The organism is Burkholderia sp. Ac-20344 (assembly GCF_017104975.1).
In the GTDB taxonomy this organism is placed as follows: Bacteria; Pseudomonadota; Gammaproteobacteria; order Burkholderiales; family Burkholderiaceae; genus Burkholderia.
The window spans coordinates 75,126-100,725 of the sequence record NZ_JAAGPP010000011.1; the positions used below are offsets into that span (position 1 = coordinate 75,126).

The 25,600-nt window shown below is 67.2% G+C and carries 21 protein-coding genes, 1 pseudogene and 2 riboswitches; of the genes and pseudogenes, 13 read left to right on the top strand and 9 right to left on the bottom strand.

The window, feature by feature from the left end; all coding sequences use genetic code 11:
- Positions 1 to 387 precede the first annotated feature (387 nt).
- From G3N64_RS06015 to G3N64_RS06030, 4 genes are all read left to right on the top strand, one after another.
- On the top strand, positions 388 to 3,264 hold the full coding sequence (locus tag G3N64_RS06015) for a molybdopterin cofactor-binding domain-containing protein (RefSeq protein WP_205782802.1): 2,877 nt from the start codon (positions 388 to 390) through the stop codon (positions 3,262 to 3,264).
- Positions 3,261 to 3,962 (top strand): (2Fe-2S)-binding protein, encoded by a 702-nt coding sequence (locus G3N64_RS06020; protein WP_205782803.1) that lies wholly within the window; start codon positions 3,261 to 3,263, stop codon positions 3,960 to 3,962. Before G3N64_RS06015 ends, G3N64_RS06020 begins: the two co-directional genes overlap by 4 nt.
- Positions 3,959 to 5,218 carry a cytochrome c gene (locus G3N64_RS06025; RefSeq protein WP_205782804.1) on the top strand — a complete coding sequence of 420 codons (1,260 nt, stop codon included), beginning with the start codon at positions 3,959 to 3,961 and terminating at the stop codon, positions 5,216 to 5,218. Before G3N64_RS06020 ends, G3N64_RS06025 begins: the two co-directional genes overlap by 4 nt.
- 446 nt (positions 5,219 to 5,664) lie before the next feature.
- Complete coding sequence (locus tag G3N64_RS06030) at positions 5,665 to 6,129, top strand: hypothetical protein (protein WP_205782805.1); 465 nt, start codon at positions 5,665 to 5,667, stop codon at positions 6,127 to 6,129.
- Positions 6,130 to 6,279: 150 nt separating this feature from the next.
- Here the strand turns inward: G3N64_RS06030 and pal are convergent, their stop codons facing one another.
- From pal to G3N64_RS06045, 3 genes are all read right to left on the bottom strand, one after another.
- Positions 6,280 to 6,771, bottom strand: a complete 492-nt coding sequence (gene pal, locus G3N64_RS06035) for a peptidoglycan-associated lipoprotein Pal (RefSeq protein WP_205782806.1) — start codon at positions 6,769 to 6,771, stop codon at positions 6,280 to 6,282.
- A gap of 394 nt (positions 6,772 to 7,165) precedes the next feature.
- Positions 7,166 to 8,377 carry a porin gene (locus G3N64_RS06040; RefSeq protein ID WP_205782807.1) on the bottom strand — a complete coding sequence of 404 codons (1,212 nt, stop codon included), beginning with the start codon at positions 8,375 to 8,377 and terminating at the stop codon, positions 7,166 to 7,168.
- Positions 8,378 to 8,915: 538 nt separating this feature from the next.
- A complete protein-coding gene (locus tag G3N64_RS06045; RefSeq protein ID WP_205782808.1) occupies positions 8,916 to 9,938 on the bottom strand; it encodes an ABC transporter substrate-binding protein in 1,023 nt (340 codons plus the stop codon).
- Between the two features lie 137 nt (positions 9,939 to 10,075).
- Positions 10,076 to 10,197, bottom strand: a riboswitch (guanidine-I (ykkC/yxkD leader).
- 432 nt (positions 10,198 to 10,629) lie between these two features.
- Positions 10,630 to 10,763, top strand: a riboswitch (guanidine-I (ykkC/yxkD leader).
- 57 nt (positions 10,764 to 10,820) lie between these two features.
- Between G3N64_RS06045 and G3N64_RS06050 the strand changes: the two genes are divergently transcribed.
- From G3N64_RS06050 to G3N64_RS06075, 6 genes are all read left to right on the top strand, one after another.
- The gene (locus G3N64_RS06050; protein WP_205782809.1) at positions 10,821 to 11,576 is read left to right on the top strand and encodes an urea amidolyase associated protein UAAP1; all 756 of its coding nucleotides are present in this window, start codon (positions 10,821 to 10,823) and stop codon (positions 11,574 to 11,576) included.
- Between the two features lie 11 nt (positions 11,577 to 11,587).
- Positions 11,588 to 12,244: an urea amidolyase associated protein UAAP2 gene (locus tag G3N64_RS06055; RefSeq protein WP_205782810.1), complete on the top strand. Its 657-nt coding sequence runs from the start codon at positions 11,588 to 11,590 to the stop codon at positions 12,242 to 12,244.
- 79 nt (positions 12,245 to 12,323) lie between these two features.
- Positions 12,324 to 15,914, top strand: a complete 3,591-nt coding sequence (gene uca / locus G3N64_RS06060; protein WP_205782811.1) for an urea carboxylase — start codon at positions 12,324 to 12,326, stop codon at positions 15,912 to 15,914.
- Complete coding sequence (gene atzF / locus G3N64_RS06065; protein WP_205782812.1) at positions 15,911 to 17,818, top strand: allophanate hydrolase; 1,908 nt, start codon at positions 15,911 to 15,913, stop codon at positions 17,816 to 17,818. The genes uca and atzF overlap by 4 nt, the downstream gene beginning before the upstream one ends.
- Before the next feature lie 64 nt (positions 17,819 to 17,882).
- The gene (locus G3N64_RS06070; RefSeq protein ID WP_205782813.1) at positions 17,883 to 18,857 is read left to right on the top strand and encodes an ABC transporter permease; all 975 of its coding nucleotides are present in this window, start codon (positions 17,883 to 17,885) and stop codon (positions 18,855 to 18,857) included.
- Between the two features lie 45 nt (positions 18,858 to 18,902).
- Entirely contained in the window at positions 18,903 to 19,811 is a 909-nt protein-coding gene (locus G3N64_RS06075) for an ABC transporter ATP-binding protein (protein ID WP_205782814.1), read from the top strand.
- A 35-nt stretch (positions 19,812 to 19,846) separates the two neighbouring features.
- Here the strand turns inward: G3N64_RS06075 and G3N64_RS06080 are convergent, their stop codons facing one another.
- The 3 genes from G3N64_RS06080 to G3N64_RS06090 all read right to left on the bottom strand — a co-directional run bounded on the left by G3N64_RS06080 (position 19,847) and on the right by G3N64_RS06090 (position 21,356).
- Positions 19,847 to 20,425, bottom strand: coding sequence for a hypothetical protein (locus G3N64_RS06080; protein WP_205782815.1), 579 nt, complete (start codon positions 20,423 to 20,425; stop codon positions 19,847 to 19,849).
- Positions 20,426 to 20,467: 42 nt separating this feature from the next.
- On the bottom strand, positions 20,468 to 20,923 hold the full coding sequence (locus G3N64_RS06085; protein WP_205782816.1) for a VOC family protein: 456 nt from the start codon (positions 20,921 to 20,923) through the stop codon (positions 20,468 to 20,470).
- Positions 20,924 to 21,104: 181 nt separating this feature from the next.
- Complete coding sequence (locus G3N64_RS06090; protein WP_205782817.1) at positions 21,105 to 21,356, bottom strand: helix-turn-helix transcriptional regulator; 252 nt, start codon at positions 21,354 to 21,356, stop codon at positions 21,105 to 21,107.
- A gap of 198 nt (positions 21,357 to 21,554) precedes the next feature.
- Here G3N64_RS06090 and rpoD point away from each other — a divergent pair, with 198 nt between their 5' ends.
- Positions 21,555 to 23,582, top strand: a complete 2,028-nt coding sequence (gene rpoD, locus G3N64_RS06095) for an RNA polymerase sigma factor RpoD (protein WP_241020797.1) — start codon at positions 21,555 to 21,557, stop codon at positions 23,580 to 23,582.
- Positions 23,583 to 23,686: 104 nt separating this feature from the next.
- Here the strand turns inward: rpoD and G3N64_RS06100 are convergent, their stop codons facing one another.
- Positions 23,687 to 23,884, bottom strand: coding sequence for a cold shock domain-containing protein (locus tag G3N64_RS06100; protein WP_205782818.1), 198 nt, complete (start codon positions 23,882 to 23,884; stop codon positions 23,687 to 23,689).
- A gap of 154 nt (positions 23,885 to 24,038) precedes the next feature.
- Positions 24,039 to 24,203: a zinc ribbon domain-containing protein gene (locus G3N64_RS06105; protein WP_205782819.1), complete on the bottom strand. Its 165-nt coding sequence runs from the start codon at positions 24,201 to 24,203 to the stop codon at positions 24,039 to 24,041.
- Here G3N64_RS06105 and G3N64_RS06110 point away from each other — a divergent pair.
- Complete coding sequence (locus G3N64_RS06110) at positions 24,132 to 24,278, top strand: hypothetical protein (RefSeq protein ID WP_205782828.1); 147 nt, start codon at positions 24,132 to 24,134, stop codon at positions 24,276 to 24,278. The genes G3N64_RS06105 and G3N64_RS06110 overlap by 72 nt on opposite strands.
- Before the next feature lie 92 nt (positions 24,279 to 24,370).
- Positions 24,371 to 25,240 carry an LD-carboxypeptidase gene (locus G3N64_RS06115; protein ID WP_205782820.1) on the top strand — a complete coding sequence of 290 codons (870 nt, stop codon included), beginning with the start codon at positions 24,371 to 24,373 and terminating at the stop codon, positions 25,238 to 25,240.
- A gap of 26 nt (positions 25,241 to 25,266) precedes the next feature.
- Here G3N64_RS06115 and G3N64_RS06120 read toward each other — a convergent pair.
- Positions 25,267 to 25,398 (bottom strand): annotated as a pseudogene (locus G3N64_RS06120) (ISNCY family transposase); the annotation flags it as partial.
- Positions 25,399 to 25,600 lie beyond the last annotated feature (202 nt).

A 25,600-nucleotide genomic window follows, 5' to 3' on the forward strand; every position in this document is an offset into this window, starting at 1 on the left:
TGCGTAACGGCGCGATGGCTGGCGGCGCCCGCACGGCACATGGCGGAAGCCCGGCCAGGCCGGATGCGCACGACATTACCACGAAACACGGGCAGCGCGGAGGGCCCGGGGCCATGTCGGGGCTGGCCGGCGGCGCCAGCCACGCGTCGTCAACCACGGCCGCGAAAGTCTTGCGCATTCGCCCACGCCGGGGCAGCATCGTCGCGAACGAATCGCGCCCCGCGACCGGCTGTCGCAGCCCGGCTGAATACCGTTATAAGAAATCCAATAAGTATTTCATGCGAGAAATACTATAGGCGATATATCAAAAACAATGCCAGAATGCGCGCCGCTCCGAACGTCGCGACACCCGATCGCCGTCCGAGCCGCATCAGGAGGTTCCCCCCAATGAAAAACCACGGCCTGTCACGGCGGGGTTTTCTGAAAGCCAGCGTGCTGGCGGGTGTCGCGGTGTATGTCGCGCCCCTGGGCAGCCGCGCATTCGCGGCGCTCTTCGAAGAAAAACTCCTCACCCCCGTCAAATGGGATAGCGTCACCGGCATCCCCCAATTCCGCATCGACGGCATCGCGAAGGTCACGGGCTCGAAAGTGTTCGCCCGTGACGTGCGCGCTGCCGACATGCCGCACTGGCCGCAGCAGCAGTCGCATGCGCTGATCCTGCGCGTCACGCAGGCCGACCGCACGTACGAAGGCTTCGACCTGTCGCTGCTCGGCGACGACCTGAAGCCGGACCGCGTGGTCACGGCCGACGATCTCGCGCGCGACGGCGTCGCGTTCCCGACGTTCTACGGCGACGACATGTTGCTGCCGGCCGGCAAGACGCCCGCGTATCTCGGCCATGCGGTCGCGATCCTCATCTACCACGACTTCGCGCGCTTCCGCTTCGCGAAGAACGCACTCAAGTTCCGCGACGACGTGATCCGCTACGGCGCGATCACGGGCCCGCTCGAGCGCGACCCGTGGGGCACCTTCCGCTATGTGCGCGTGGGCGGCAAGACGGCCTATGACGACGACGTCTATTCGAGCCTGAAGGATGCGCCGATCTTTCCGAGCATGATGCGCAAGCACCTGCCGGCGTGGCCGGACGGCAAGGAGCACGGCAAGCTCGACGAGCAGGGCATGTTCCTGGCCGGGCAGATCGCCAGCGAGCTCGACCATCCGTCGGCCGACTGGCTCGTGTTCGACCGCGAGTACAACACGCAGTCGGTCGACACGTCCGCGCTCGAACCGGACAACGCGAACTGCTGGTACGACACCGCGACGCAGTCGCTGCACCTCGTCGTGCCGACCCAGTCGCCGCTCGAAGTGGCGGAGAACGCAGCCGCGATGGTCGCGAAGTGCCGCTTCCCGGTGAAGAAGCTGTTCGTGCATCCGTGCTACACGGTCGGCTACGGCTCCAAGGATCACTTCAACGTGCCGTTCTACGGCCTCGTCTGCGCGCTGTACGCGGACGGCCGCCCGGTGCGTTTCGCGAACGACCGCTACGAGCAGTTCCAGACGTCGCTGAAGCGTCATGCGTTCAAGATGCACTACCGGATCGCGGTCGATCGCAATACGGGCCTGCTGCAGTCGTTCAAGGGCGACTTCGAGGCGAACGGCGGCGGGCGCTCGAACTTCTCGCCGTCGGTCGCGATGGTCGGCGCAACGGCCGCGCAATCGATCTACTACTTCCCGAAGAGCGACCTGGCCGCGGTCGCGATCGCATCGCGCGCGATCGACGCCGGCTCCGCGCGCGGCTACGGCACGCTGCAGAGCATGGCGGCGACCGAGATGGCGGTCGACGAGATCGCCGCGCAGCTGAACATCGATCCGATCGAATTCCGCCTGCGCAACGCGTTGCGTTCGGGGATGAAGAACACGCAGGGTGCGATTCCCGCCGGCGCGCTGCGCGTCGACGAGGTGCTCGAGCGTTCGAAGCAGCATCCGCTGTGGACGCGCCGCGCCGCGCGCAAGGCCGAATTCGAGGCCGCGAACCCGGGCAAGCGCTACGGCGTCGGCTTCGCGTGCGTGCAGAAGGATTTCGGCACGGGCGCCGAGGCTTCGTTCGCGAAGGTCGAATTCGACGAGAACGGCAAGGTGTCGCTGCAGCACACGGCGGCCGAGATCGGCACCGGGATGTCGACGTCGCAGGCCGTCGCGGTCGCGAAATGGCTCGGCCGCCCGGCGACGGACGTGCGCGTGGCCGTGACCGAATGGCCGGACCTGCCGGTCGAGACCAGCGGCGATCCGTACATCATGTCGCAGGCCGACCAGGATCGCCTGAGCGCGAACCCGCGCTGGTCGCCAAGCTATGCGTCGCCGTCGAGCGCGACGAACTCCGCGTACTACTTCACGCACAGCACGCGCGAAGCCGCGCGCGCGGTGTTCCGCTACGGCCTGTGGCCGGCGGCGATGTCGATCTGGACGCGCGGCCTCGGCGGCGGCCAGGCCGCGCCGTACACGATCCGCATCGAGGACGCGCGCTGGGTCGACGGCAGGCTGACCGCCGACGGCCTCGAGCCGCTGTCGTTCGAACAGCTCGCGAAGCAGGCGCATGCGCTCGGCCTGCCGACCGGTGCCGTCGTGCACGTGTTCAACCGCTGGCAGTGGACCGACGCCGAGTTCGAAGTGGGCGGCGCAGTCGAGCGTCTGCCGATCGACGGGCTGTCGCTGCGCGTCGGCGCGCCGAGGACGGGCGACAACGGCCCGGTGCCCGGCACCGCCGCGCCGGCCGGCGCGACCACGATGCGCGGCACGCTGGCGCCGACCGCGAACGGCTATCGCGTGCTGGATCGCAAGCGCGTGTTCATCCCGCCGACGAGCCGCAACAACGCGGCCGTCACGTACTACACGGCGGTCGGCACGCTGGTCGAGCTGGCCGTGCACGAAGCGACCGGCAAGGTCGAGCTGCTCACGCATCACTCGATCATGGAATGCGGCAACCAGATTTCGCCGCAGCTCGTGTCGGGCCAGTTGCAGGGCGGTCTCGCGATGGGTATCGGCCACGCGCTGCACGAGTACCTGCCGCTGTATGAAGACGGCCCCGGCAACGGCACGTGGAACTTCAATCGTTACCAGTTGCCGCGCGCGTCCGACGTCGCCGTCTGGACGCAGACGGGCGACGTGCTGCCGCCGCTGTCCGAGACCGATCCGCCGAAGGGCGTTGCCGAAGTGGTGATGATCCCGGTCGTCGGCGCGATCGTGAACGGCATCGCACATGCGATCGGCCATCGTTTCACCGACCTGCCGGTGACCCCGCAAAAGATTCAGGAGGTGCTCGCATGACGACCGCCCAAACCGCGGCTTCGGCCGCGAGCGCCGGCGCCGCTGCGACCGGCGCTTCCGCGCCGAGCGCGGCTTCGGCCGCACCGGCATCGGCCCCGGCTGTGCCGGCACCGGCTTCGGCACCGGCCGCCGTCGAGCGTCCGCTCGTCCGGTTCCAGTCGAAGCCGCTGTCGATCAATATCAACGGCAAGTCCGTCGGCCCGATGCAGGTGCCGGAAGGGCTGATGATGATCGAGTTCCTGCACGAGTACGCGGGCCTCACCGGTTCGCGGCTCGGCTGCGGGCAGGGCATCTGCCACGCGTGCGTCGTGATCGTCGACAAGCCGGACGGCACGAGCGAGGAGGTGCGCACCTGCATCACCGGCGCCCACTTCTTCCACGGCCGCTCGATCCGCACGATCGAAGGCCACGCGAAGCGCAACGAAGCAGGCGACGTGGTCGAGCTGTCGCCGATCCAGCAGAAGTTCCTCGAGCACTTCAGCTTCCAGTGCGGCTATTGCACGCCGGGCTTCGTCAACGCGGCGACCGTGCTGATCGAGCGCCTGAAGCGCGAGCCGATCGCGAAGGCCGACGTCGAGCGCACGATCACCGAGGCGCTCGATGCGCACCTCTGCCGCTGCACGGGCTATGTCCGCTACTACGAAGCCGTCAAGGACACGGTGCTGACGACGCCGGGACTCGTGAAGGACACCGCATGAAACGCACATTCGCTCATCGTGTCGCGCGGGCTGCGGGCCTCCCGATGCTCGCCGCGGCCTGCGCGCTGCTGCTCGCCGCGTGCGGCGGCCATGACGCACCGGCCTCGAACGCGGCGTCCGGCGCGCCCGGTGCCGACCCGGTCGCGCGCGGCCGCAATCTCGTCAAGGCTGCCGACTGCGCCGCATGCCACACCGCGAAGGACGGCGCGCCGTTCGCCGGCGGCGCGCCGCTCGAATCGCCGTTCGGCACGTTCTACGGCTCGAACATCACGCCCGACAAGGATCACGGGATCGGCAGCTGGAGCGCGGACGATTTCTATGCCGCGCTGCATGACGGCAAGGCGCCGGGCAAGCGCCTGTATCCGTCGATGCCGTACACGTCGTACCGGCAGCTCACGCGCGCCGATTCCGACGCGATGTACGCGTACCTGAAGACCGTCAGGCCGGTCGCGCAGGAAAACCGCGAGCACGCGCTGAAGTTCCCGTACAACCTGCGTTTCGGGATGGTCTTCTGGGACATGATGTTCCTGAAGGACAGCCTGCCCGATGCCTCGACGGGCCAGTCCGCCGACTGGCAGCGCGGCCGCTATCTGGCGGGGGCGCTCGGCCACTGCGCGGAATGCCATACGCCGCGCGCGTTCACGGGCCAGCTCGACAGCGCGAAGCCGTTCGCCGGCGCGGCCCTCGGCCGCGTGGCCGCGCCCGACATCACGCCGGCCGGCCTGGCCGCGCGCGGCTGGACGGGCGCCGACCTGCAGACGTTCTTCGGCGTCGGCATCGCGCCGCAAGGCTCGGCCTTCGGCGAGATGTACCCGGTCGTGCACCTGAGCACGCAGACCATGACGAAGGACGACCTGCGCGCACTGTCGGTGTACCTGCTGGGCGACACGCCGCCCGCGCCGCAACCGGTGAAGCCGGTGCCGGCCGACGCCGCGCAACTCGCGGCCGGCCGCTCGGTGTATCTGGCGGTCTGCGCGGGCTGTCACGGCTTCAACGGCGAAGGCAAGCCGCACGTGGCGGTTCCGATGAACGGCAATTCGACGGTGCGCCAGGGCGACCCGCGCAACCTGCTGGTTGCGATGCTCGACGGCATCGGCGAGCAGAAGTTTGCCGGGTTCGAGAACCTGCAGCCGATGCCGGGTTTCGCGCACACGCTGAGCGACGACGAACTCGCGCAGCTCGCGAACTACCTGCGTGCGACGTGGGGCGGCCAGCCCGCGAGCGTCGCGCCGGCCGACGTGAAGGCCATGCGTTAAGTCGTGCCGCAGGGCGGGGCGGCGCGCGCGATCCAGCCGGTTTCCGGTGCTCGCGCGCGACGCCTCGCCCGATTTATGGCGGCGGCTCTTCAGTAGCCGCCGCCACCTCCCCCCCCCCACCGCCTCCGCCGCCGTACCGGCTCATGCCCGGTCCTTGCGAAACGCCGCCACCCGACGTACAGCCTGCCGACAGCACGAGCACCAGCGCCGCGATCAGCGCCGCGGCCAACGTTGCCGATTTCATTTCCGCCTCCTTGCCACGCGCAGGCCGCGGGAAAGGCCGGTTCGCGTGAACCGTGCGTCTGCGCGCTGACGAAACGTTTCGGGCGGGCCGTTTATTCCATGCGTGTTGATCGCGGATCGTCGAACGCGACGGGGCCGGATCGGCGCCTTCGCACGGCGCCTTGGTACACTCCGGTCGCCATTCCGATTCCGACTACAAAAACATGAGTGCTACCCCCGAACGTCAACCGTCGCGTCCATCCCATCCCGTCGTGCTCGGCTGCCTGTCGTTTGCCGTCGGCGGCCCGCTGGTCGCGGCGCTCGTCTGGCCGGGCGTGATGCTGATCGCATGGTCGTTGATCGACGGCCCGTCGTGGGACGCCCTGAAAATCAGCGCCGGCATGGTGCCGATGATTTTTATCGCGTCGTTCGTATTCGGCTATTTCCTGCCCGCGACGGTTGCGGGCGGCATCATGGGTGCCATCGGCACGCGGATCCGGCGGCGCTGGTTCGTACTGCTGGGGATGGTCGTCGGCGCCGGCGCGATGATCGGCTTCGTCGAACTCGAGATTTACCTGATGAAATCCGGCAAGTTCGGTGGCATCAACGAGATCGCCACGCTCGATGCGATCGTGACGTCGGCTGTGATGTCGCACTGGCTGCATCGGCGGCTTGAACGCCGGCGTTGAATGCGAGAGGCGGCGCGTTATCGATCGCCTTCGTGTCGATCGCGTGCACGTGCTGCACGAGCCAGGGGCACCGCGCGGCCGCTTCTGCGGCCTGCGGGCTGCCATGCTGTTCCCGACTGAAGCGGCTGCCGCCGTCGCGGCGGCCCGCGATCAACGATAGACGAGATCGGCGCGGCGGTTCTGGGCCCACGAATCCTCGTCGTGGCCGAGCGCGACCGGCTTTTCCTTGCCGAGGCTGACCGCCTCGAGTTGCGTGGCCGGCACGCCGAGCGTTTCGAGCCCGCTCATCACGGCCTGCGACCGGCGCTGGCCGAGCGCGAGGTTGTATTCGGACGTGCCGCGTTCGTCGGTATTGCCCTGGATCAGCACGTGCCGCGCCGGATGGCTGCGCAGGTAGTCGGCATGCGCCTGCAGCAGCGACTGGAATTCGGGCTTGACGGAGTACTGGTCGAAATCGAAGTAGATGCTGCGCTTCGCGAGCGGGCTGTTCGGATTATTGAGTTCGTCGGCCGTCACCGTTGCGACGGCTTCGCTCGAGGGCGTCGGCGCCATGCCGGCATTCTCGGGCGTCTTGGCCGCGTGATGGCAGCCGGCCAGCAGTGCGACGGTTGCCAGGACCGCAAATCGATTCGTTTTGCTCATCGTTCGTCTCCAGCGGTTGACTGCGTTGAACGCGCGGGGCGTGCGATCGGCACGTCCGTATCCGGCCGCAATGGCGCGAAAGTCCGGCATCCACGATGTGAATCGTGTTCGTAAGCCGGTGGTGCGCCATATGAAAGCGTGTTGCGACCGGAACGCCAAATCTCGGCGTCGCTGCAAACAGATTAGGAAAAATGTCACAGCGTGACCAGTTTCTCCGCATTTTTTGCGCCGATGCGACAGTCCGGGCGGCATTCTTGCCGTCGCGACAGGCGATGCCGCAGCGAAAAGGCCGCGCACGGGCGCGGCCTTTCCGGCTCGGGGCATGACGACGCGCGTGGTGCTGGAAATGCATGCCTTGCACGGCCGGCGCGGCAGCGTTGCACCGCGCGCGCACTCAGAACTTGTGCCGCAACCCCAGTGCGACGACGACCTGGTTGCTGTTCGCCGACGGCGTCAGCGTCCACACGGTCGCGTTGAACGCGGGATTGCCGTTGCCGCCGCTCACGCTCTGGTAGACGCCTTCGAGATACGCATCGGTGCGCTTCGACAGCACATAGTCGGCTTGCGCGACGACCTGGTTCCATTTCGGGCGCGTCTGGCCGGTGCGCGTGTCGAAGCGGCCCATCGTGTACGTATACGCGGCCGAGAGACGCAACGCAGGCGTGACCAGGAAGAGGCCGTCGACCGAGAAGTTGTCGAACACCAGCGATTCACCCTTCAGCCGCGCGATGCTGCCGCCCTGGAGCACGCCCGTCACGCCGTCGGTGGTCGAGTGCGACCACGCCGCCCCGACCGAATGCGGCCCGAACGCATAACGGCCGGCCGCCGCCCAGATCTGCTGGTTGCCGCCCGTGATCGTTGCCGAGCCGTCGACCGTGCTGAGCGCGCCGTTCGGGTTCGGCGCATTGCGGTCGCGGCTGATCTTCAGGTAGCCGGCGCCGAGCTTCAGCGGCCCGTTCGCATACGACACGCCTGCGCTCCACGCCGCGTTGTTGGCGAACTGGCCGGCCGTGTTCGAGAACCCGACCATCGCGCCGAACGTCAGCCCGCGGTACGTCGGGCTCGTGTACTTCACCGCGTGGTTGATGCGGAGGTTGCGGTTCGAATCGTCGTTGTCGTACGGATGCACAGCGAGGTTGCCGCCCCAGCCGGGACCGGACGCGCCGAGCGGCGTCACGAAATCGAGGATCAGGTCGTACTGGCGGCCGAACGTGAGCGCGCCGGCCGTCTTCGAGCTCAGGCCGACCCATGCCTGGCGGCCGAACATGTCGACGCCTTTCTGCGACAGCGCGCCGGTGGTGCCCGAGAAGCCGTTTTCGAGCGCGAAGACCGCGGCTGTGCCGCCGCCGAGATCCTCGCGGCCGCGTAGCCCCCAGCGCGATGCGTTCAGCGCACCGCTCGTCATCGCGACGGTGCCGCTCCCCGGCGAGCCGGCGCCGTGCGTGCGCTGGTTGGTCGCGTAGGTGATCGACGTGTCGATCAGGCCGTACAACGTCACGCTGCTCTGTGCGTGTACGCCACCCGATTCGAGGGCGGCCAGGCAGGTGGCAATGGCGGTCCCCGCGAGTCGAGTCCTGGCGTGCTTGTTCATTTTGTAGGAATGCATAGGAGTTTTTATCGTTTTCCCGGCCCGGTGGCCGGCGGATCGAGCGGCCATTATTGGAGATCGTGCGGCGGTCGATTAAGGCGTTGCACAGGAAAGGTCCTCTGCGAAATCGCACGGAATCGCGGCGGGGCGGAAACCGGTCGTGGTTCAGCCGGCGGGAGAGGCGGCCGGCTGTCGATGGTCCCCGGCGCGCCGTGCGATCCCGGGGCTACGGCCGACACGATCCGGGATGTCGTCGCGACGACGTGCGTGCCGGCGCTGTGGCATGACGTCGGGAACGATCAATACATTGCGCCCGATGTCATGCAGATCCGGTTCGACGCGTTCCAGGCGGGGGCGGGCAGGGTGACTTCATCGCAGAGTCGCCATTCGGTCGCGATGGCACGGTGTGTTCGCAGTAGCGCGCGCGATACCGATCGGGTTGCCGTGTTTCAGGCCGTTCGTCGGAGCGGGGGGCGGGGACTGCCGCCGCCGGACGCGGCCGCGCATTGATGCGAACGCGGCGCGGCGGCAACAGGGGGATGCGCGTCCGCGCTCGTCAATGCGGCGCCACGAGGCGCGGATCGATATACGCGTCGACGTCCTGCGACTGCTTGTACACGCCGTTGCGCACGTTGAACGCATTCGCGTTGCGCGTCGAGCCATAGATCGAGTCGAGCCCGTCACCCTTGCGGAACGCACGCTTCGCCGCAGCTTCGTCGAGCAGGTGCGTGCCTTTCAGCAGCGGGAGGTATTGTTCCGGCGCGAGCCCGACGCGCGCGGACATGATCCTGACCGCGTCGGCCTGCGTCTTCGGATCGTTGATGTACGCGACGCAGCGATACCACACCTTGATCACCTTGGCCCAGTCGGCACGGCGCGCGGCGAGGTTCGCCGGTGCGACCGTGATCGCGTCGTAGATCAGCCCCGGCGCGTCCGCCGACGTGAAGATCGCGCGTGCGCCCGGTGCGCGCTTCAACGCTTCGCCTGCGTTCGGCTGCCAGGCGGCCACTGCGGCGATGTCGGTCGACGAACCGAGCACCTGCGGCAGTTCGTTGGTTTTCGCATTCACGAGCGTCACGTCGCCGTCCTTCAACCCGTGCTTCAGCAGCGCGGTTTCGAGCAGCAGGTGATCCACGAGGCCGAGTTCGACGCCGACCTTCTTGCCCTTCAGCGCCTCGACACTGCGCAGCGGCGGCTTCGCGACGATCATGTCGTTGCCGGCGGAATAGTCGGTGAGCAGGATCATCACGTTCTTCGCGCCCGCCGCGCCGGTCACGAGCGCATCGCCGTTCGTCGCCGCGACGGCGTCGAGCTTGCCCGCGGAAAACGCGTCGAGCGATGCCGAGTAATCGAACCATTCGAAATCGACATCGACGCCGGCTTCCTTGAACCAGCCCTTGTCGAGCGCGACCTGGAACGCGACCCAGCCGGGCCAGTCGCTGTAGCCGATCTTGAGCGGCGCTGCCGCGTGCGCGGCGGGCGCCGCCAGCAGCGTGGCTGCCGTGGCAGCGGCGCCCAATGCGTGGCGGACGGAATGGAAGGACAACAGGCGGCGGAACGCCAGGGCGGGACGGGTCATCGTTTTCTCCAGGAGACCGGGATCGGGATCGTCGACACGGACCGTGCTCGTGCACGGTCCGGCCGCGTGGCCGGTTCCTGCGGATGCGGAACGAATGAAGCGGCCACGGAGAGGCGCGACGGCCGTTGCCATCGCCAATCTCCCGGGCTTTTGTCCCGCCGTGTAGCGCATGCGTGTCCGGTCTCTCGATCGGACGAACCCGCGCCGGGCTGCTCTCGGACCAGACGTTCGATGAACCGGAACCCTAGCACCCCTAAGATGCGACGCCGCCGCACCTCTCGGCGTCATGCCGAGCGAGAAGCGTGCCAACGGCGCGCGGCGGGCGGGCTCAGCGGCGGCGCGCCGTGCGCTGCAGTTCGATGAAGCGGGCGGAGAAGAGCGCGCTCAGCGCGCGCCGGAGCAGGTCGAGCTTGTTCATCGGGTGTCGCGTATCGAGTGAAGGTGCCTGCATCGAGCAATGCCCATGCCATCGCCGATCGTGCCGTGCAGGCAGGCGCCGCGCGCACTGCGCCGGTGCGCAAGCGCGTTTGCATGGTGCGCGGCACGCCCGCCGCGAGGGCGGCCATCCGCATCCGGTGCGGTGCTCGTCAACGCTCGCATGCCGGGAAGCCCCGTGGCACGGCGATTCCGCACACGCTGGCACGCAACTCGCTTAGTCGACCCCCGAGAGGTGCGAAGCAATTTGCATCATCTTCAGGATCGCTAGGGTTCCGGTCGTGTGGCGTTCGCGCCGCGCGATGGCTGGTCCGAGAGCAATCCGGTCTTGTCTTCTCCTCGATTCGAGGAAACGGCGAGGCTCCACGGAGGGATAAAAGCCCGGGAGGTCGCGATGTCGTTCGGTCGCCCTCTCACGCCTTTTATCCAATCGACCACGGAGCCGCCATGTCGCCGAGCCCCCAAGCCGTCCTTGCCCCGCCGCCACACGTCGTGTGGGAAACGCTCATTCCCGCCGGAACCCACTGGTCCGGCATCCTGCGCCGCGGTCTCGCGCTGCGCATCGTCGATGTCGACGGCGGCGCGAACCTGTCTGCCGTGTTTCATCGCCAGGAAGATCCGCTCGAACGCTACAACATGGCGGACACGCTGAAGGCGCAGCACACCGCGTATCTCACGCGCGGCCATGCGCTGTACACCGACATGGGGCGCGTGATCGCGTCGATCACGGCCGATACGCTCGGCTGGCACGACCCGCTCGGCGGCGTCGGCGACGCGCGGCTGTTCGCGCACAAGTACGGCACGACGTCGTACCAGGCCGATCGCAACGCGATGATCCGCAACGGCCGGGACAGCCTCGTGCTCGAACTCGCGAAATACGGGCTGTCGGCGCGCGACCTCGTCGCGAACGTCAATTTCTTCAGCAAGCTCGACACGCGCGACGACGGCGCGCTCGATTTCGTCGCCGGACATTCGCCGGCCGGCAGCGCCGTCGACCTGCGCTTCGAGATGAACACGCTCGCGGCGTTCTCGACTGCGCCGCATCCGCTCGATCCCCGCCCGGACTATGCGCCGCAGGCCGTGAAGCTGATCGCGTACCGCGCGTATCCGGCGGATGGCGCCGCGCCGGAAGACGACCCATGCCGCCGCGCCTGTGCCGAGAACACGCGCGGCTTCACCAACACCGATCGCCTGTTTGCGTAAGGAGCCGAGCCATGCCGATCATCGAAAGCCGTCTCGACACGCGCGACGCGATCCACGACACCACGCTGAACGCGGGCGAGCCATGGTTGCACGACCTGAAGCGCGGGCAGGTCTTCCGCATCCTCGACCTGGAGGGCAACCAGGCCGTCGACACGCTGTTCTACCGCTCCGACGAGCCCGAAGAGCGTTACAGCGCACAGGACACCATCCGCGCGCAACGCAACCTGTACCTGAGCGCGGGCAGCGTGCTGCTGTCGAGCCGGGGCAACCCGATGGTGACGATCGTCGCCGATACCTGCGGCCGCCACGACACGCTCGGCGGCGCCTGCGCGGCGGAGAGCAACACCGTGCGCTATGCGCTCGACAAGCGCTACATGCACAACTGCCGCGACAGCTTCCTCAACGCGATCGCGCACTGCACGTGCGGTGCGGGCGCGCGGCTCTCCAAGCGCGACCTCGTCGGCAACGTCAACTTCTTCATGAACGTGCCCGTCACGCCGCTCGGCGGGCTGACTTTCGAGGACGGCATCTCCGCGCCGGGCAAGTACGTCGAGATGCGCGCGGAGATGGACGTCACGGTGCTGATCTCGAATTGCCCGCAGCTCAACAATCCGTGCAACGGGTACAACCCGACGCCTGTGCGCCTCACGATCTGGGAGGCGGAATGAGCTACCCCCACGCTCACTATGGCTCGCTGGTCCCCCAAGGGCCGGTTGCCTTCCTCGGGGCGGCCCGGCGGGAGGCAACATGAGATTCGACAAAGTCCTCGTCGCGAACCGCGGCGAAATCGCGTGCCGCGTGATCCGCACGCTGAAGCGGCTCGGGATCGCGTCGGTCGCGATCTACTCGGATGCCGACCGCGATGCGCGTCATGTGACGCTCGCCGACGAAGCCGTGCGGATCGGCCCCGCGCCGGCGGCGGACAGCTATCTGAACATCGACGCGATCCTCGCCGCTGCACGTGAAACGGGCGTGCAGGCCGTGCATCCAGGCTACGGCTTCCTGTCCGAGCATGCCGGTTTCGCAGACGCATGCGAAGCCGCGGGCCTGCGCTTCATCGGGCCGCGTGGCGACCAGATGCGCGCGTTCGGGCTCAAGCACACCGCGCGCGAACTCGCCGCTGCGCAGGGCGTCGCACTGCTGCCGGGCACGGGCCTGCTCGACGATGTGAAGAAGGCACTAGCCGAAGCCAATGCGATCGGCTATCCGGTGATGTTGAAAAGCACCGCGGGCGGCGGCGGGATCGGCATGTCCTTGTGCCGCGACGCCGCGCAGCTCGAAGCCGCGTTCGAATCGGTCGTGCGGCTCGGCACCGCGAACTTCGCGCATGCGGGCGTGTATCTCGAGAAATTCGTCGAGCATGCGCGGCACATCGAAGTGCAGATCTTCGGCGACGGCCGCGGCGATGCCATCGCGCTCGGCGAACGCGATTGCTCGGTGCAACGGCGCAACCAGAAGGTGATCGAGGAAACGCCCGCGCCGGGCCTGACCGATGAGGAGCGCGCCGCATTGCACGCAAGTGCGGTGCGGCTTGCCCGCGCGGTCGGCTATGCATCGGCCGGCACGGTCGAATTCGTGTTCGACGCGAACGCGCGCCGGTTCTATTTCCTCGAGGTGAACACGCGGCTGCAGGTCGAACATTGCGTGACCGAGGCGGTGACGGGCATCGATCTCGTGGAATGGATGATCCTGCAGGCGGAGGGCGATCTGCCGCCGCTCGCCACGCTCGCCGTTGCGCCGCGCGGCGCGAGCATCCAGGTGCGGCTCTATGCGGAGGATCCGCACAAGCAGTTCCTGCCGAGCGCGGGGCTGCTGACGCACGTCGCGTTTCCGGACGACGTGCGCGTCGACGGATGGATCGACGCGGGCACCGAGATCAGCGCGTTCTACGATCCGTTGCTCGCGAAGCTGATCGTGCAGGGCGATACGCGCCGCGACGCGCTGGCCGCGTTGCAGCGCGCACTGGCGCGCACGGAACTGTACGGTATCGAGACCAACCTCGACTATCTGCGCGCGATTGCCGGTTCGGACACGTTCGCGCGTGGCGCGGCGACGACCGCCTTCCTGTCTCGTTTCGCGTTCGCGCCTCATACGATCGACGTGCTCGACGGCGGCGTGCAGACCACCGTGCAGCAGGCGCCGGGGCGCGTTGGCTACTGGAACGTCGGCGTGCCGCCGTCCGGGCCGATGGACGATCGCGCGTTCGCGCTCGCGAACACGCTGCTCGGCAATGCGCGCGACGCGGCCGGGCTGGAATTCACGATGGTCGGCGCGACGCTGCGCTTCAACGCCGAGACGCTTTTCGTGCTCGGCGGCGCGCCGCTCGCGGCGTCGCTCGATGGTGAGCCCGCACCGTTCTGGCGGGTGCTGCGTGCGCGGCCAGGCGCGGTGCTGAAGCTGGGCGGCGTGACGGGCGCCGGCGTGCGCGCGTGCCTGGCCGTGAAAGGCGGGCTACAGGTGCCCGACTATCTTGGCAGCAAGGCGACCTTCACGCTCGGCCAGTTCGGCGGCCACGCAGGGCGCGCGCTGCGCAAGGGCGACGTGCTGCATCTGCACGCGGAAGCCGGGCGCGGCGACGCGGGCGCCACGCTGGCCGCGGCGGACATCCCCGCGCTGACGCACGCGTGGACGCTCGGCGTGCTCGACGGCCCGCACGGTGCGCCGGATTTCTTCACGCCGGACGACATCGCGATGCTGTACGGCACGCAGTGGACGGTCCATTACAACTCGAGCCGGACCGGCATCCGGCTGATCGGCCCGAAGCCGCAATGGGCACGCGCGGACGGCGGCGAGGCCGGCCTGCATCCGTCGAACATCCACGACAACGCGTATGCGATCGGCGCAGTCGATTTCACGGGCGACATGCCGGTGATCCTGGGCCCGGACGGCCCGAGCCTCGGCGGCTTCGTATGCCCCGTGACGGTCGTGCGCGACGAGTTGTGGAAGCTCGGGCAACTGCGGCCGGGCGACACCGTGCAGTTCGTGCGTACCGGCGCGGCAAGCGGGCGTGCCGCCACGGCGGCGGTGCCGTCGGCACAGTCCAGCGCGCCGGACGACTGCGTGCTGCATCGCGACCCGTCGGCCGGCGGCGGCATCGGCGTCGTCTACCGGCGCTCGGGCGACCGGAACGTCCTGGTGGAATACGGGCCGCTCGTGCTCGACCTGAACCTGCGCTTTCGCGTGCATGCGCTGATGTGCTGGCTCGACGCGCACCGGCTGCCCGGCATGCTCGACCTGACGCCGGGGATCCGTTCGCTGCAGGTGCAGTTCGACGCGCGGACACTGCCGCTCGATACGCTGCTCGCGCATCTGCAGGCGGCCGAGCGCGAATTGCCGGAAGTTGCCGACATGCGCGTGCCGAACCGCATCGTGCATCTGCCGTTGTCGTGGGACGATCCGTCGACGCGCATCGCGATCGAGCGCTACATGCAGTCGGTGCGGCCCGATGCGCCGTGGTGCCCGAGCAATATCGAATTCATCCGGCGGATCAACGGCCTCGACAGCATCGACGACGTGAAGCGCATCGTGTTCGACGCGCGCTATCTCGTGATGGGGCTCGGCGACGTGTACCTCGGCGCGCCGGTCGCGACGCCGATCGATCCGCGCCACCGGCTCGTCACCACGAAGTACAACCCCGCGCGCACCTGGACGCCGGAGAACGCGGTCGGTATCGGCGGCGCGTATTTGTGCGTGTACGGGATGGAAGGGCCCGGCGGCTATCAGTTCGTCGGCCGCACCGTCCAGATGTGGAACCGCCATCGCACCACGCGCGAGTTCGAAGCCGGCAAGCCGTGGCTGCTGCGCTTCTTCGACGAGATTCGCTTCTACGAAGTCAGCGAGGCCGAGCTGGCGGCGCTGCGCGCGGATTTCGTCGCGGGGCGCGCCGGGCTGAAGATCGAGGAGTCGGTGTTCGATCTCGGCGCGTACAACCGCTTCCTGCGCGACGAGGCCGATTCGATCGCCGCGTTCAAGACATCGCAGCAAGCGGCGTTCGAAGCGGAGCGCGAACGATGGCGGGTGGCCGGGCATGCCGAATACGTCGGCGACGCGGCGCAGGGCGATGCGGACGCCGCGCGGGAAGCCGGCGTGCTCGCCGATACGCAGCGCGCGATTGCCGCGGACGTATCGGGCAGCGTGTGGAAGGTACTGGTGGAAGCCGGCGAGCGCGTGACCGAGGGGCAGGTCGTCGCGATCGTCGAGTCGATGAAGATGGAGGTCGCGGTGACGGCGACGGAAGACGGCACGATCGAGACGATCGATTGCGCGCCGGGCGCGGCGGTGGTGGCCGGCCAGCGGTTGATGGTGATGAAGGCGGGCGCCGCCGAGGAGGTTGCATGAGTACGACGGAACGTTCGATCCTGCCCGGCGTCCGCTCGATCGCCGCGCTGCGTGCGCGCTATGCGGCGGGCGACCTGACGCCGCACGCGCTCGTCGACGCGATCGCCGCGCATTTCGCCGCGGGCGATCCGCATCGCGCGTGGATCCGGCCGTTGACGCACGCCGAGATGACAACTTATGCCGACGCGCTGGCCGGGCGCGACATTGCGTCGTTGCCGCTGTACGGCGTGCCGTTCGCGATCAAGGACAACATCGACCTCGCCGGCATACCGACCACGGCAGCCTGCCCGGCATACGCGTACACGCCGGCGCGCAGCGCGCCCGTCGTCGAGCGGCTGATCGCGGCCGGCGCGATTCCGATCGGCAAGACCAACCTGGACCAGTTCGCGACCGGGTTGTCGGGGCAGCGCTCGCCCCATGGCGCGTGCCGCAATGCGCTCGATCCGCGCTATGCGTCGGGCGGCTCGAGCTCCGGGTCGGCGGTGGCCGTGGCGCTCGGCGTCGCGACGTTCTCGCTGGGTACCGACACGGCCGGTTCGGGCCGCGTGCCGGCCGCGTTCCACGGGCTCGTCGGGCTCAAGCCGACCAAGGGCGTGCTGAGCACGCTTGGCGTCGTGCCGGCCTGCCGGTCGCTCGATTGCGTATCGGTGTTCGCGCATGCGCCGGCCGATGCGCGGACGGTGTTCGCCGCCGCACACGGCGTGACCGACGGCGATCCGTACGGACGCGCGTGGCAGCCGCTGTTGGGCGCGGACGGGCTCCGCGCGCAACCGGCGCGGCCGTTCGGGGAGTTGCGCTTCGGCACGCCGCGCGCCGATCAGCTTCAGTTCTTCGGCGACGAATCGTATGGCATCGCATGGCGCGCCGCCCTCGAGCGCCTGCGCGCGACCGGGGCGCGGATCGTCGAGATCGATTTCAGCGCGTTCCTGGGTGCCGCGCGGCTGTTGTACGAAGGCCCGTGGGTTGCCGAACGGCTCGCCGCGATCGGTGCGTTCGCCGCGCGGGAACCCGAGGCGCTGCATCCGGTGATCCGCGAGATCGTCGGCGGCGCGGCGCGCTTCAGCGCGGCCGATGCGTTCGCCGCGTTCGACACGCTCGCGACGTTGCGCGTCGAGGTCGGCCGCGCATGGGACGGACTGGACGCGATCGTCATGCCGACTTCGGCCACGACGGCGACCGTCGACGCACTCGAAGCCGACCCGATCGGCATCAATTCGCGTTTCGGTTACTACACGAACTTCGTCAACCTGCTCGACCTGTCGGCGATCGCGGTGCCCGCCGGCCTTTGCGAAACCGGGCCGCATGCAGGATTGCCGTTCGGCATCACGTTCGTCGGGCGTGCGCACGACGACGCGCGGCTGCTCGATCTTGCACAGGCGTGGGGTGATGCGTGCGAACGCGACAGCGGCGCAGGCGAGGCGGGCGGTTTGCAGACGGACGTCGTCGGCCACGCATGCGCAACCACGATACCGGCGCCGGGCGCGTCATCCGGCGTCGTGCGGGTGGCGGTCGTCGGCGCGCATCTGCGCGGTGAACCGCTGAACGGGCAGCTCACGCAGCGAGGCGGACGTTTCGTCGCCGCGACGACGACGGCGCCTGCCTATCGTCTCTACGCGCTGTCCGCGGCGGCATCCGGCGGCGTCGCCAAGCCGGGCCTCGTGCGCGTGCCGGACGGCGGCGCGTCGATTGCGGTCGAGATCTGGGAGATGCCGGTCGACGCATACGGCAGTTTCGTCGCCGGCATTGCCGGCCCGCTCGGCATCGGCACGCTGACGCTCGCGGACGGCGCTCGGGTGCAGGGTTTCCTGTGTGAAAGCGCGGCGCTCGACGGCGCGCAGGACATCACGCACTTCGGCGGCTGGCGTGCCTACCGTGCGAGCGCGGCGAGCCGCGCATTGCAATGAACGTCCGGTCGCGCGGCGCCCCGGCATTCGCGCGACCGGCATCTGAAACGATACGGAGATTTTCATGCCAACGACCCGCAACACGACCGGATGGCTTGCCGTGCGCCGCGAGCTGACGACACGCGGCAAATGGACGCTCGGCGTGGCGTCCTTCCTGCTGCCGTTCGCCGTCTGGTGCCTGATCAGCTATGTGCCGTTCATCTGGCATCCGCAAATGCGCATCACGAATCCGGGAAGCGTCGACTACTTCCAGACCGGCATGCAGATCGACCGCGACGTCTTCGACGACGAACTCGCGCATGCGCGTGCGACGCACGCGGCCGTGCCCGAAGGCGTGCGTGCGAACCCGGTCTACCTGCCCGCGCCGCACGAGGTGCTGCGCGCGTTCTACACGGCGTTCACGACACCGCCGGCATCCCGCGACGGTGTCTGGCTGCACGAGAGCCTGTGGCACAGCATCCGGATCATTTTCTGGGGCTTCGTGATCTCGTCCGCGATCGGCGTGCCGCTCGGCATCGTCTGCGGCACCTTCAGTGTGCTCGCGCGGCTGCAGGAGCCGTTCCTCGAGTTCTTCCGCTACCTGCCCGCACCGGCGTTCGGCGCGCTGATGGTCGCGATCCTCGGCATCTACGACGCGCCGAAGGTCGCGATCATCGTGATCGGGACGCTCTTCCAGCAGGTACTGATCATCGCGAACACGACGCGCAAGCTCGAATACGGGCTGTTCGAGGCCGCGATGACACTCGGCACGAAGAAGCTGAAGCTGCTCACGCACGTCGTGATCCCCGGCGTGCTGCCGGACCTGTATCGCGACCAGCGGATCCTGCTCGGCTGGGCGTGGACCTACCTGATCGTCGCCGAACTCGTCGGCACGAGCTCGGGCATCACGTGGTACATCAGCCAGCAGGCGCGCTACCAGCATTTCGACAACGTGTATGCGGCGATCCTGATGATCGGGATCATCGGCCTCGGCACCGACATCGTGCTCGGGCTGCTCGGCCGCAGGCTGTTTCCGTGGGACCGCACGCTGAAAGCGTGACGCCCGTTGACGCCCACTCATCGACCGATTTCCGCAGAGGCCATCATGCAGAACCCGCAAGCCGTTCCCGATTACCTGATGCAGTCCGACGCCGTGCGCGAGCGCTTCGCGCGACTCAAAACCCGCGACGTGATACTCGACGTGCGTCATGTCGGCAAGCGCTTCCCGTCGCCGCAGGGCGAGTGCGTTGCACTCGACGACATCAGTTTCCGCACCTACCGGCGCGAATTCGTGTGCGTGATCGGCCCGTCCGGCTGCGGCAAGTCGACGCTGATCCGCATCCTGGCGGGGCTCGACGCGCAGACGAGCGGCGAGGTGCTGCTCGACGGCAAGCCCGTGCACGGGCCGGGCGCCGATCGCGGGATGGTGTTCCAGGGCTATACGCTGTTTCCGTGGCTCACCGTGAAGAAGAACGTGATGTTCGGCCTCCGGATGAACGGCAGCAGCAGCGGCGAAGCCGAGCGCGAAGCGCTGCAGTGGCTCGATCTCGTCGGGCTGACGCGTTTCGCGGACGTGTATCCGCACCAGTTGTCGGGCGGGATGAAGCAGCGCGTGGCGATCGCCCGCGCGCTCGCGAACCGTCCGCGCATCCTGCTGATGGACGAGCCGTTCGGCGCGCTCGACGCGCAGACGCGGGCGCGGATGCAGACGCATCTGCTCGACATCTGGCGCAACATCGACGTGACGATCCTGTTCATCACGCACGATCTCGACGAGGCGATCTTCCTGGCGGATCGGATTCTCGTGCTGAAGGCGAATCCGGGCGGGGTGCAGGAACTGATCGAGGTGCCCGTGCCACGACCGCGGGACTATGCGCAGGTCAATACGCCCGAGTTCATCGCGACGAAGGCGCGGCTCGAGGCGCTGATCCATCCGAAGGAGGCGGTGGCGGTGGACGACGGCGTGAGGCCGCACATGATCCGCATGACGGATGTGTCGGACAACGTCGAGTAAGCCGTGAAGAAAACGATCGGACGGTCGCCACGCGGCTAGTTGCGGGCGATCGCCCGCGCCGTCGCGACATCGCCGCGGCGATACGCGGCCCGGACGGCCGCTGCGGTGGCCGCGACGATTTCGGGCGGCGCTGGCTTCCGCAAGCGCACGGCGACGCGCGGCAGCGATGCGAGCTGATTCCGGAGGTCGACGATCAGCCGGCAGCAGCGAAAACCGGCGGACGACGCTTCCGGGCGGACGGCGGCGTCGGCAAGCGCGGCCGTCCACGCGACACCGCGGTGGCGCCTGACTTCGTCGAGGTGCGGCAGATGGCGCGCGTCGCCCGATAGCGCGATCAACAGCGCGGCCCACTGCGCGCCGCGCCATCCATGGCGCATGTCGCGCGTGAGGTCGGCCAGCAGCGCGTCGTCCAGCACGGACAGGCTTTGCTGGCACAGGTAGTGGAAGTCGAGCGGCTGGTAGCGGACCCGCGGGTAGTCGCGCAGCACATGCCCGAGTTCGGCGCCGGTTTCGACGGCGGCGGCGAGAAACCGTTCGGCCGGCGCCGGGCGGTTCAGCAGCAGCGTGGGCACGCCCAGGTAAAGCCGGTGAAGGTCGTCGGGGTGATAGTGCATCGCGAATGTCGGGATGATCGACCGGCGCGCACGGCGCGCCGTTCAGGTTGGCTGCTGGTCGCCGGACAGCAGTGCCGTATAGCGACGTTGCATTTCATCGGGGGCGACCGCTTCGATCGTATGCCCGATCAGCCAGTCGTAACCGAACGGGTCGCGAATCCGGCCGGAACGCTCGCCGTAGAACTCGTCCTGGATCGCGCGCGTCAGTTGCGCGCCGGCCGCGAGCGCGGCGGCGATCGTCGCGTCGGCGTCGTCGACGTGCAGGTGAAGCAGCATCGGCGCCTTGCCATCCGGGTCGAGGGCAAGGAGATCGTATTCGGGGAACTCGTCGGAGATCATCAGCGTGCACGGCCCGAGCTGCAGCTCCGCGTGGCCGATGCGCCCCGACGGTTCGACGAGGCGGAATTTCTCCTGCGCGCCGAACGCCTTCGCATAGAACGCGATGGCGTCGCTCGCGCGCCTGGCACGCAAATAGGGAAAGACTTCGTGAATCGTCATGATGCCCTCCGGTTGTTGGTGTGGGTGTCGCTCGATCCTATCGGGCCTCGCGGGCCCGGTCATCATTTACCGCCGTGGGCGGCGAACACGCTGATTCTACAGACGAATTGCGAGGCCGGAACGAGGGCGGAGATGGGGAGGCGGGTGCCTGGCCGACGGGCCGGCTGCCGCAATCAATCGGTCATTGTTGAGACTCCCCCGTAGGGCGAAAGCGATCGCGATATGCGCCCGGACGAATCCCGACCTTGTCCTTGAGCAGTCGGCAGAATGAGCTCGTATCGCTGTATCCCACCTGGGCCGTAATCCGCTCGAGGCCGAGATCGCCGGCCTCCAGCAAACCGCGCGCGGCTTCGATGCGCAGGCTCTGCAAATACCGCAATGGCGGCTGATTCAGCGCCGCCTGGAACCGGCGGATGATCGTGCGCTCACTCACTCACGCCGAGGTCATGCGCCAGCATTGCGTAACGGGATGGAAATCCAAGGGGCCGGTGTTGCGTCGCACAATACTTTCCGGTATCATTCACGCCCCCCACAAGCTGCGCATGCGGATTTCGCGCGAGGCGTCCCGCCCTCGACAATCCGTGCGTACACGATTCCGTTCGCATCCCGGCAGGCAACCCATTCCGGCGTCATGCTCGCGACGATCGTCGGCTCATCTGTTGAGGAGCATGTATTGGCAATTCCTGATCGGAACGATTCCACATCCCCTGAAATCACAGCCACGGCAAAAGCCGGCCGCCGTGTGTCGAAGGGAAAGGCCCAGGTCCTGACACCGACGGACACCGCGTCACTGGCACGCCAGAATGAGGAGCGCCAGCACCAGATGCGCGCGTTGATCGCGCTCGGTCGCGAGCGCGGCTATCTCACCCACGCGGACATCAACGATCACCTGCCCGACAACTTTGCCCAAACGGCGGCGATGGACACCATCGTCAGCACGTTCAGCGACATGGGCGTGGCCGTGTACGAACAAGCGCCGGACGCCGAAGCGCTCCTGTTGACCGACGCTGCGCCGGCCGTGGCATCCGACGATCAGGCGGACGAGGAGGCGGAAGCTGCCTTATCGACCGTCGATTCCGAATTCGGCCGCACCACGGATCCGGTTCGGATGTACATGCGTGAGATGGGGGCCAGCGAACTGCTGACCCGCGCCGGTGAAATCGAGGTCGCGAAACGGATCGAAGATGGTCTGCAGGACATGATTCAAGCGATTGCCGCGTGTCCGTCGATCGTGTCCACGATTCTTGCCGATGTCGACCGCATCGTTGCCGGCGAACTCCGCATCGACGAACTGGTCGATGGCATCAGTGTCGACGCCGATGAAAGCGAAATGACGCCGGAGTCCCAGGAAGAGGAGGCGGAAGCACTCGCCGCCGACGATGATGCGGACGAAGACGACGTCGAAACGGACGACGGGGATTCGGAGAAGGTGAACGCGGCACGCCTCGAAGAACTCACGAACGACAGTCTCGTGATTTTCGCGCGCGTGCGTGCGCTGTTCGAGCAGTTGCCGGATGTGCCTGTCGCTGGCGATGCCCGTTCCGCAGCCGCTGCGCAAGTGCGCACGGCGATCCAGCGTGAACTCGCGCCGATCCGCTTTACCGCCAAGACCATCGACCGCCTGTGCGCCATCGTGCATGGGCAAGTGACTGAGGTTCGCGCGATCGAGCGCAGTATCCTGTCGATTGCTGTCGACCGTTGCGGCATGCCGCGCGACGCGTTTGTCGAGTCGTTCCCGGGCCACGAGACCGATCTTGAATGGACGACCCGCGCGGCGGCGACCTCGCAGCAGTTTGGCGCGGCGCTCGAGCGACATCAGCCGGCGATTCAGGCGGCGCAGCAGAAACTCGTCGACATCGAGTCCCAGGTTTCGTTGCCGCTCCAGCAGCTCAAGCAGATCAACCGCCAGATGAGTGCCGCGGAACTGAAAATGCGGCAGGCCAAGCGCGAGATGATCGAGGCGAACCTTCGTCTTGTCATCTCAATCGCCAAGAAATACGTGAACCGCGGCATGCAGTTCCTGGATTTGATCCAGGAGGGCAACATCGGCCTGATGAAGGCCGTGGACAAGTTCGAATACCGGCGCGGCTGGAAGTTCTCGACCTACGCGACCTGGTGGGTCCGGCAGGCTGTCACGCGTGCGCTCGCCGATCAGGCGCGGACCATTCGCGTGCCGGTCCACATGATCGAGACGATCAACAAGCTGAACCGGATATCGCGCGAAATCTTGCAACAGACAGGGCAGGAGGCGCATCCCGCCGTGCTGGCAAAGCGCATGGAGATGTCCGAGGAGAAAGTGCTCAGTATCCTCAAGATCGCCAAGCAACCTGTCTCGCTCGAAAGCCCGGTGGGTGACGATGGCGATGCGACGCTCGGCGACATGATCGAGGATGCGTCGGCGAGTTCACCGGCCGAGGCGGCGATTCACGCGAACATGCGCGCGGCGATCGACGAGGCGCTCAACGGGTTGTCGCCGCGCGAGGCCAAGGTTCTGCGGATGCGATTCGGGCTCGACACCAACTCCGATCACACGCTAGAAGAGGTCGGCAGGCAGTTCGACGTGACCCGCGAGCGGATCCGTCAGATCGAGAGCAAGGCGATGCGCAAGCTGATGCATCCCAGCCGTGCGGACAAGCTCAGGCCCTTTCTCGAGCGCTGAGGCAAGCCGGGCGTGGTATCCCTTCGACGCCCGGCTCCAGACTTGCAGCGACCACGCGTCGGCCTGATCGTTGCCTGGCCGGGCGTGTTCGCTGCGGGGAAAACTTACAGCGGCTTGATGCTGGCGGCCTGCTTCCCCTTGGGGCCTTGCTTGACCTCGAAGCTGACCTTCTGGCCCTCCTGAAGCGATTTGAAGCCACTTCCCTGAACCTCGGAGAAGTGCGCAAACAGGTCTTCGCCGCCGTCATCCGGGTTGTAAATGATGCGACTGGCCTGTGGCAGACAGCGGCCGCCTTGTATCACGACGGGGCTGGCACGGACAATCCGGATTTTTGGTCAGCCACCTGGCATCGCCGATGCAAACCCCTCAATATCTTCGTTGAACCCGACGCGCTGCCTCGTAGGCGATTTCGGCGTTAGCACCTGGCGAACGGGAAAATGGAGTCGACAGGCTGGATCAGCTCTTTCTTGACGTTTTCGCGACAAATGGCGTCGGTACGTGTTGAGCCTGTTTGCTTCCGCAATGAGGGCAAGGCGGATGAGCCGATGCATGTTCGGCGAGATGCTCGACGCTCTCGAACGTTTTGCCGCACTTCTCGCAACGGTATTGGTAGGTCGGCATGGCATTCCTTCGGTATCGATGCTGCCCGAGGATAGGAGTATGGCTCGTGGCGGCGCGAACTTGATATTGCAGTGAACCCGCATTGATGCGATGCCTCGCAGGTGGGAGCGGCTCGCGACGGGTATCAGGTATATTCAGCGGGTTCTGATCCTCACGGTATCCGTTCAATGGAATCAAGACGCAAGACAGTGGGCGTCGTCGCGCCCGCAGGTGTGCCCGATCCGCAAGGAATCGAGCGCGGCATCGCGCTCGTCGAAAGCTGGGGCTTCAAGGTCACGACGAGCGCACATCTCGGCAGCCGGTACCGCTATTTCGCCGGTACCGCCGAGGAGCGCGCGGACGATCTGCGGCGCGCCTTGACGGATCCGTCAATCGATATCGTCTGGCTCGCGCGAGGGGGATTCGGTTGCGCGCATCTGCTCGAGCACCTGCCCGACGAGATCGCGACGCCGAAGACGATCGTCGGTTTTTCCGACGCGACGTCGCTATTCTGCGCGCTTGCAGACCGGCCCGGCGTGCGCTTGTTGCATGGTCCGACATTCCACAGCCTGGCGACCCAGGTCGACGACGCGACGCGTGCCGACATGCGCGCCGTGCTGACCGGTGGCAAACGCGCCCCGCTGAGCCTGCGGCATTTGTCCGGCGCCCCTGGTGCGGTGCGGGGACGTCTGTGCGGCGGCAACGTGACGGTGCTCGCGAGCGTCGCGGGTACACGCTGGTCGCTTCGCTCACGCGACGCGATCGTACTGCTGGAGGACGTGACGGAATTCGGCTACCGGCTCGACCGCAGCCTGACGCAACTGCGTCTGAGCGGCGCGTTCGACGGGGCCCGCGCGTTCGTGCTCGGGCAATTCACGCGCTGCCCGATCCCGGACGGCGCGGATTTCACGCTCGAGCAGATGCTTGTCGACGTGCTGGGCGGCTTCGGCCTGCCGATCTACTCGGGTTTGCCGATCGGACATGAACACCGCAACATCACTTGGCAATACGGCAACCAGGCTGCCATCGAGAACAGCGCGATCCGGTTCGTCGCGTAGCGTCGAATCTAGAAGGACAGGAACGCGTAAGCGTTGGCATCGGCCACTGTGTTGATCTCGCGCAATCGCATCTCCTTGACCCATCGGTCCTGCAGCGTCAGATGGGCTCGCTCGACGCGTCCCTTGGCCGAGCTGCTGTTTGCACAGAACGTATCGATGCCGGCAAGCTTACCGAGGTCCAAACGCGACATTTCTAAATGGCTAGAACACGACATTTCTAAAAAGCTACCACAACCCATGTCGTAGCCATTTCAAGATGTCGTGGCGCCAGCTAAATAGAAATGTCGTGTTTTCAGGGGTTCAGGATTTGTTTCTCATGGGCTTCAGATCACGCAGTGTCGAAGAGCTGGTCCTGAACGG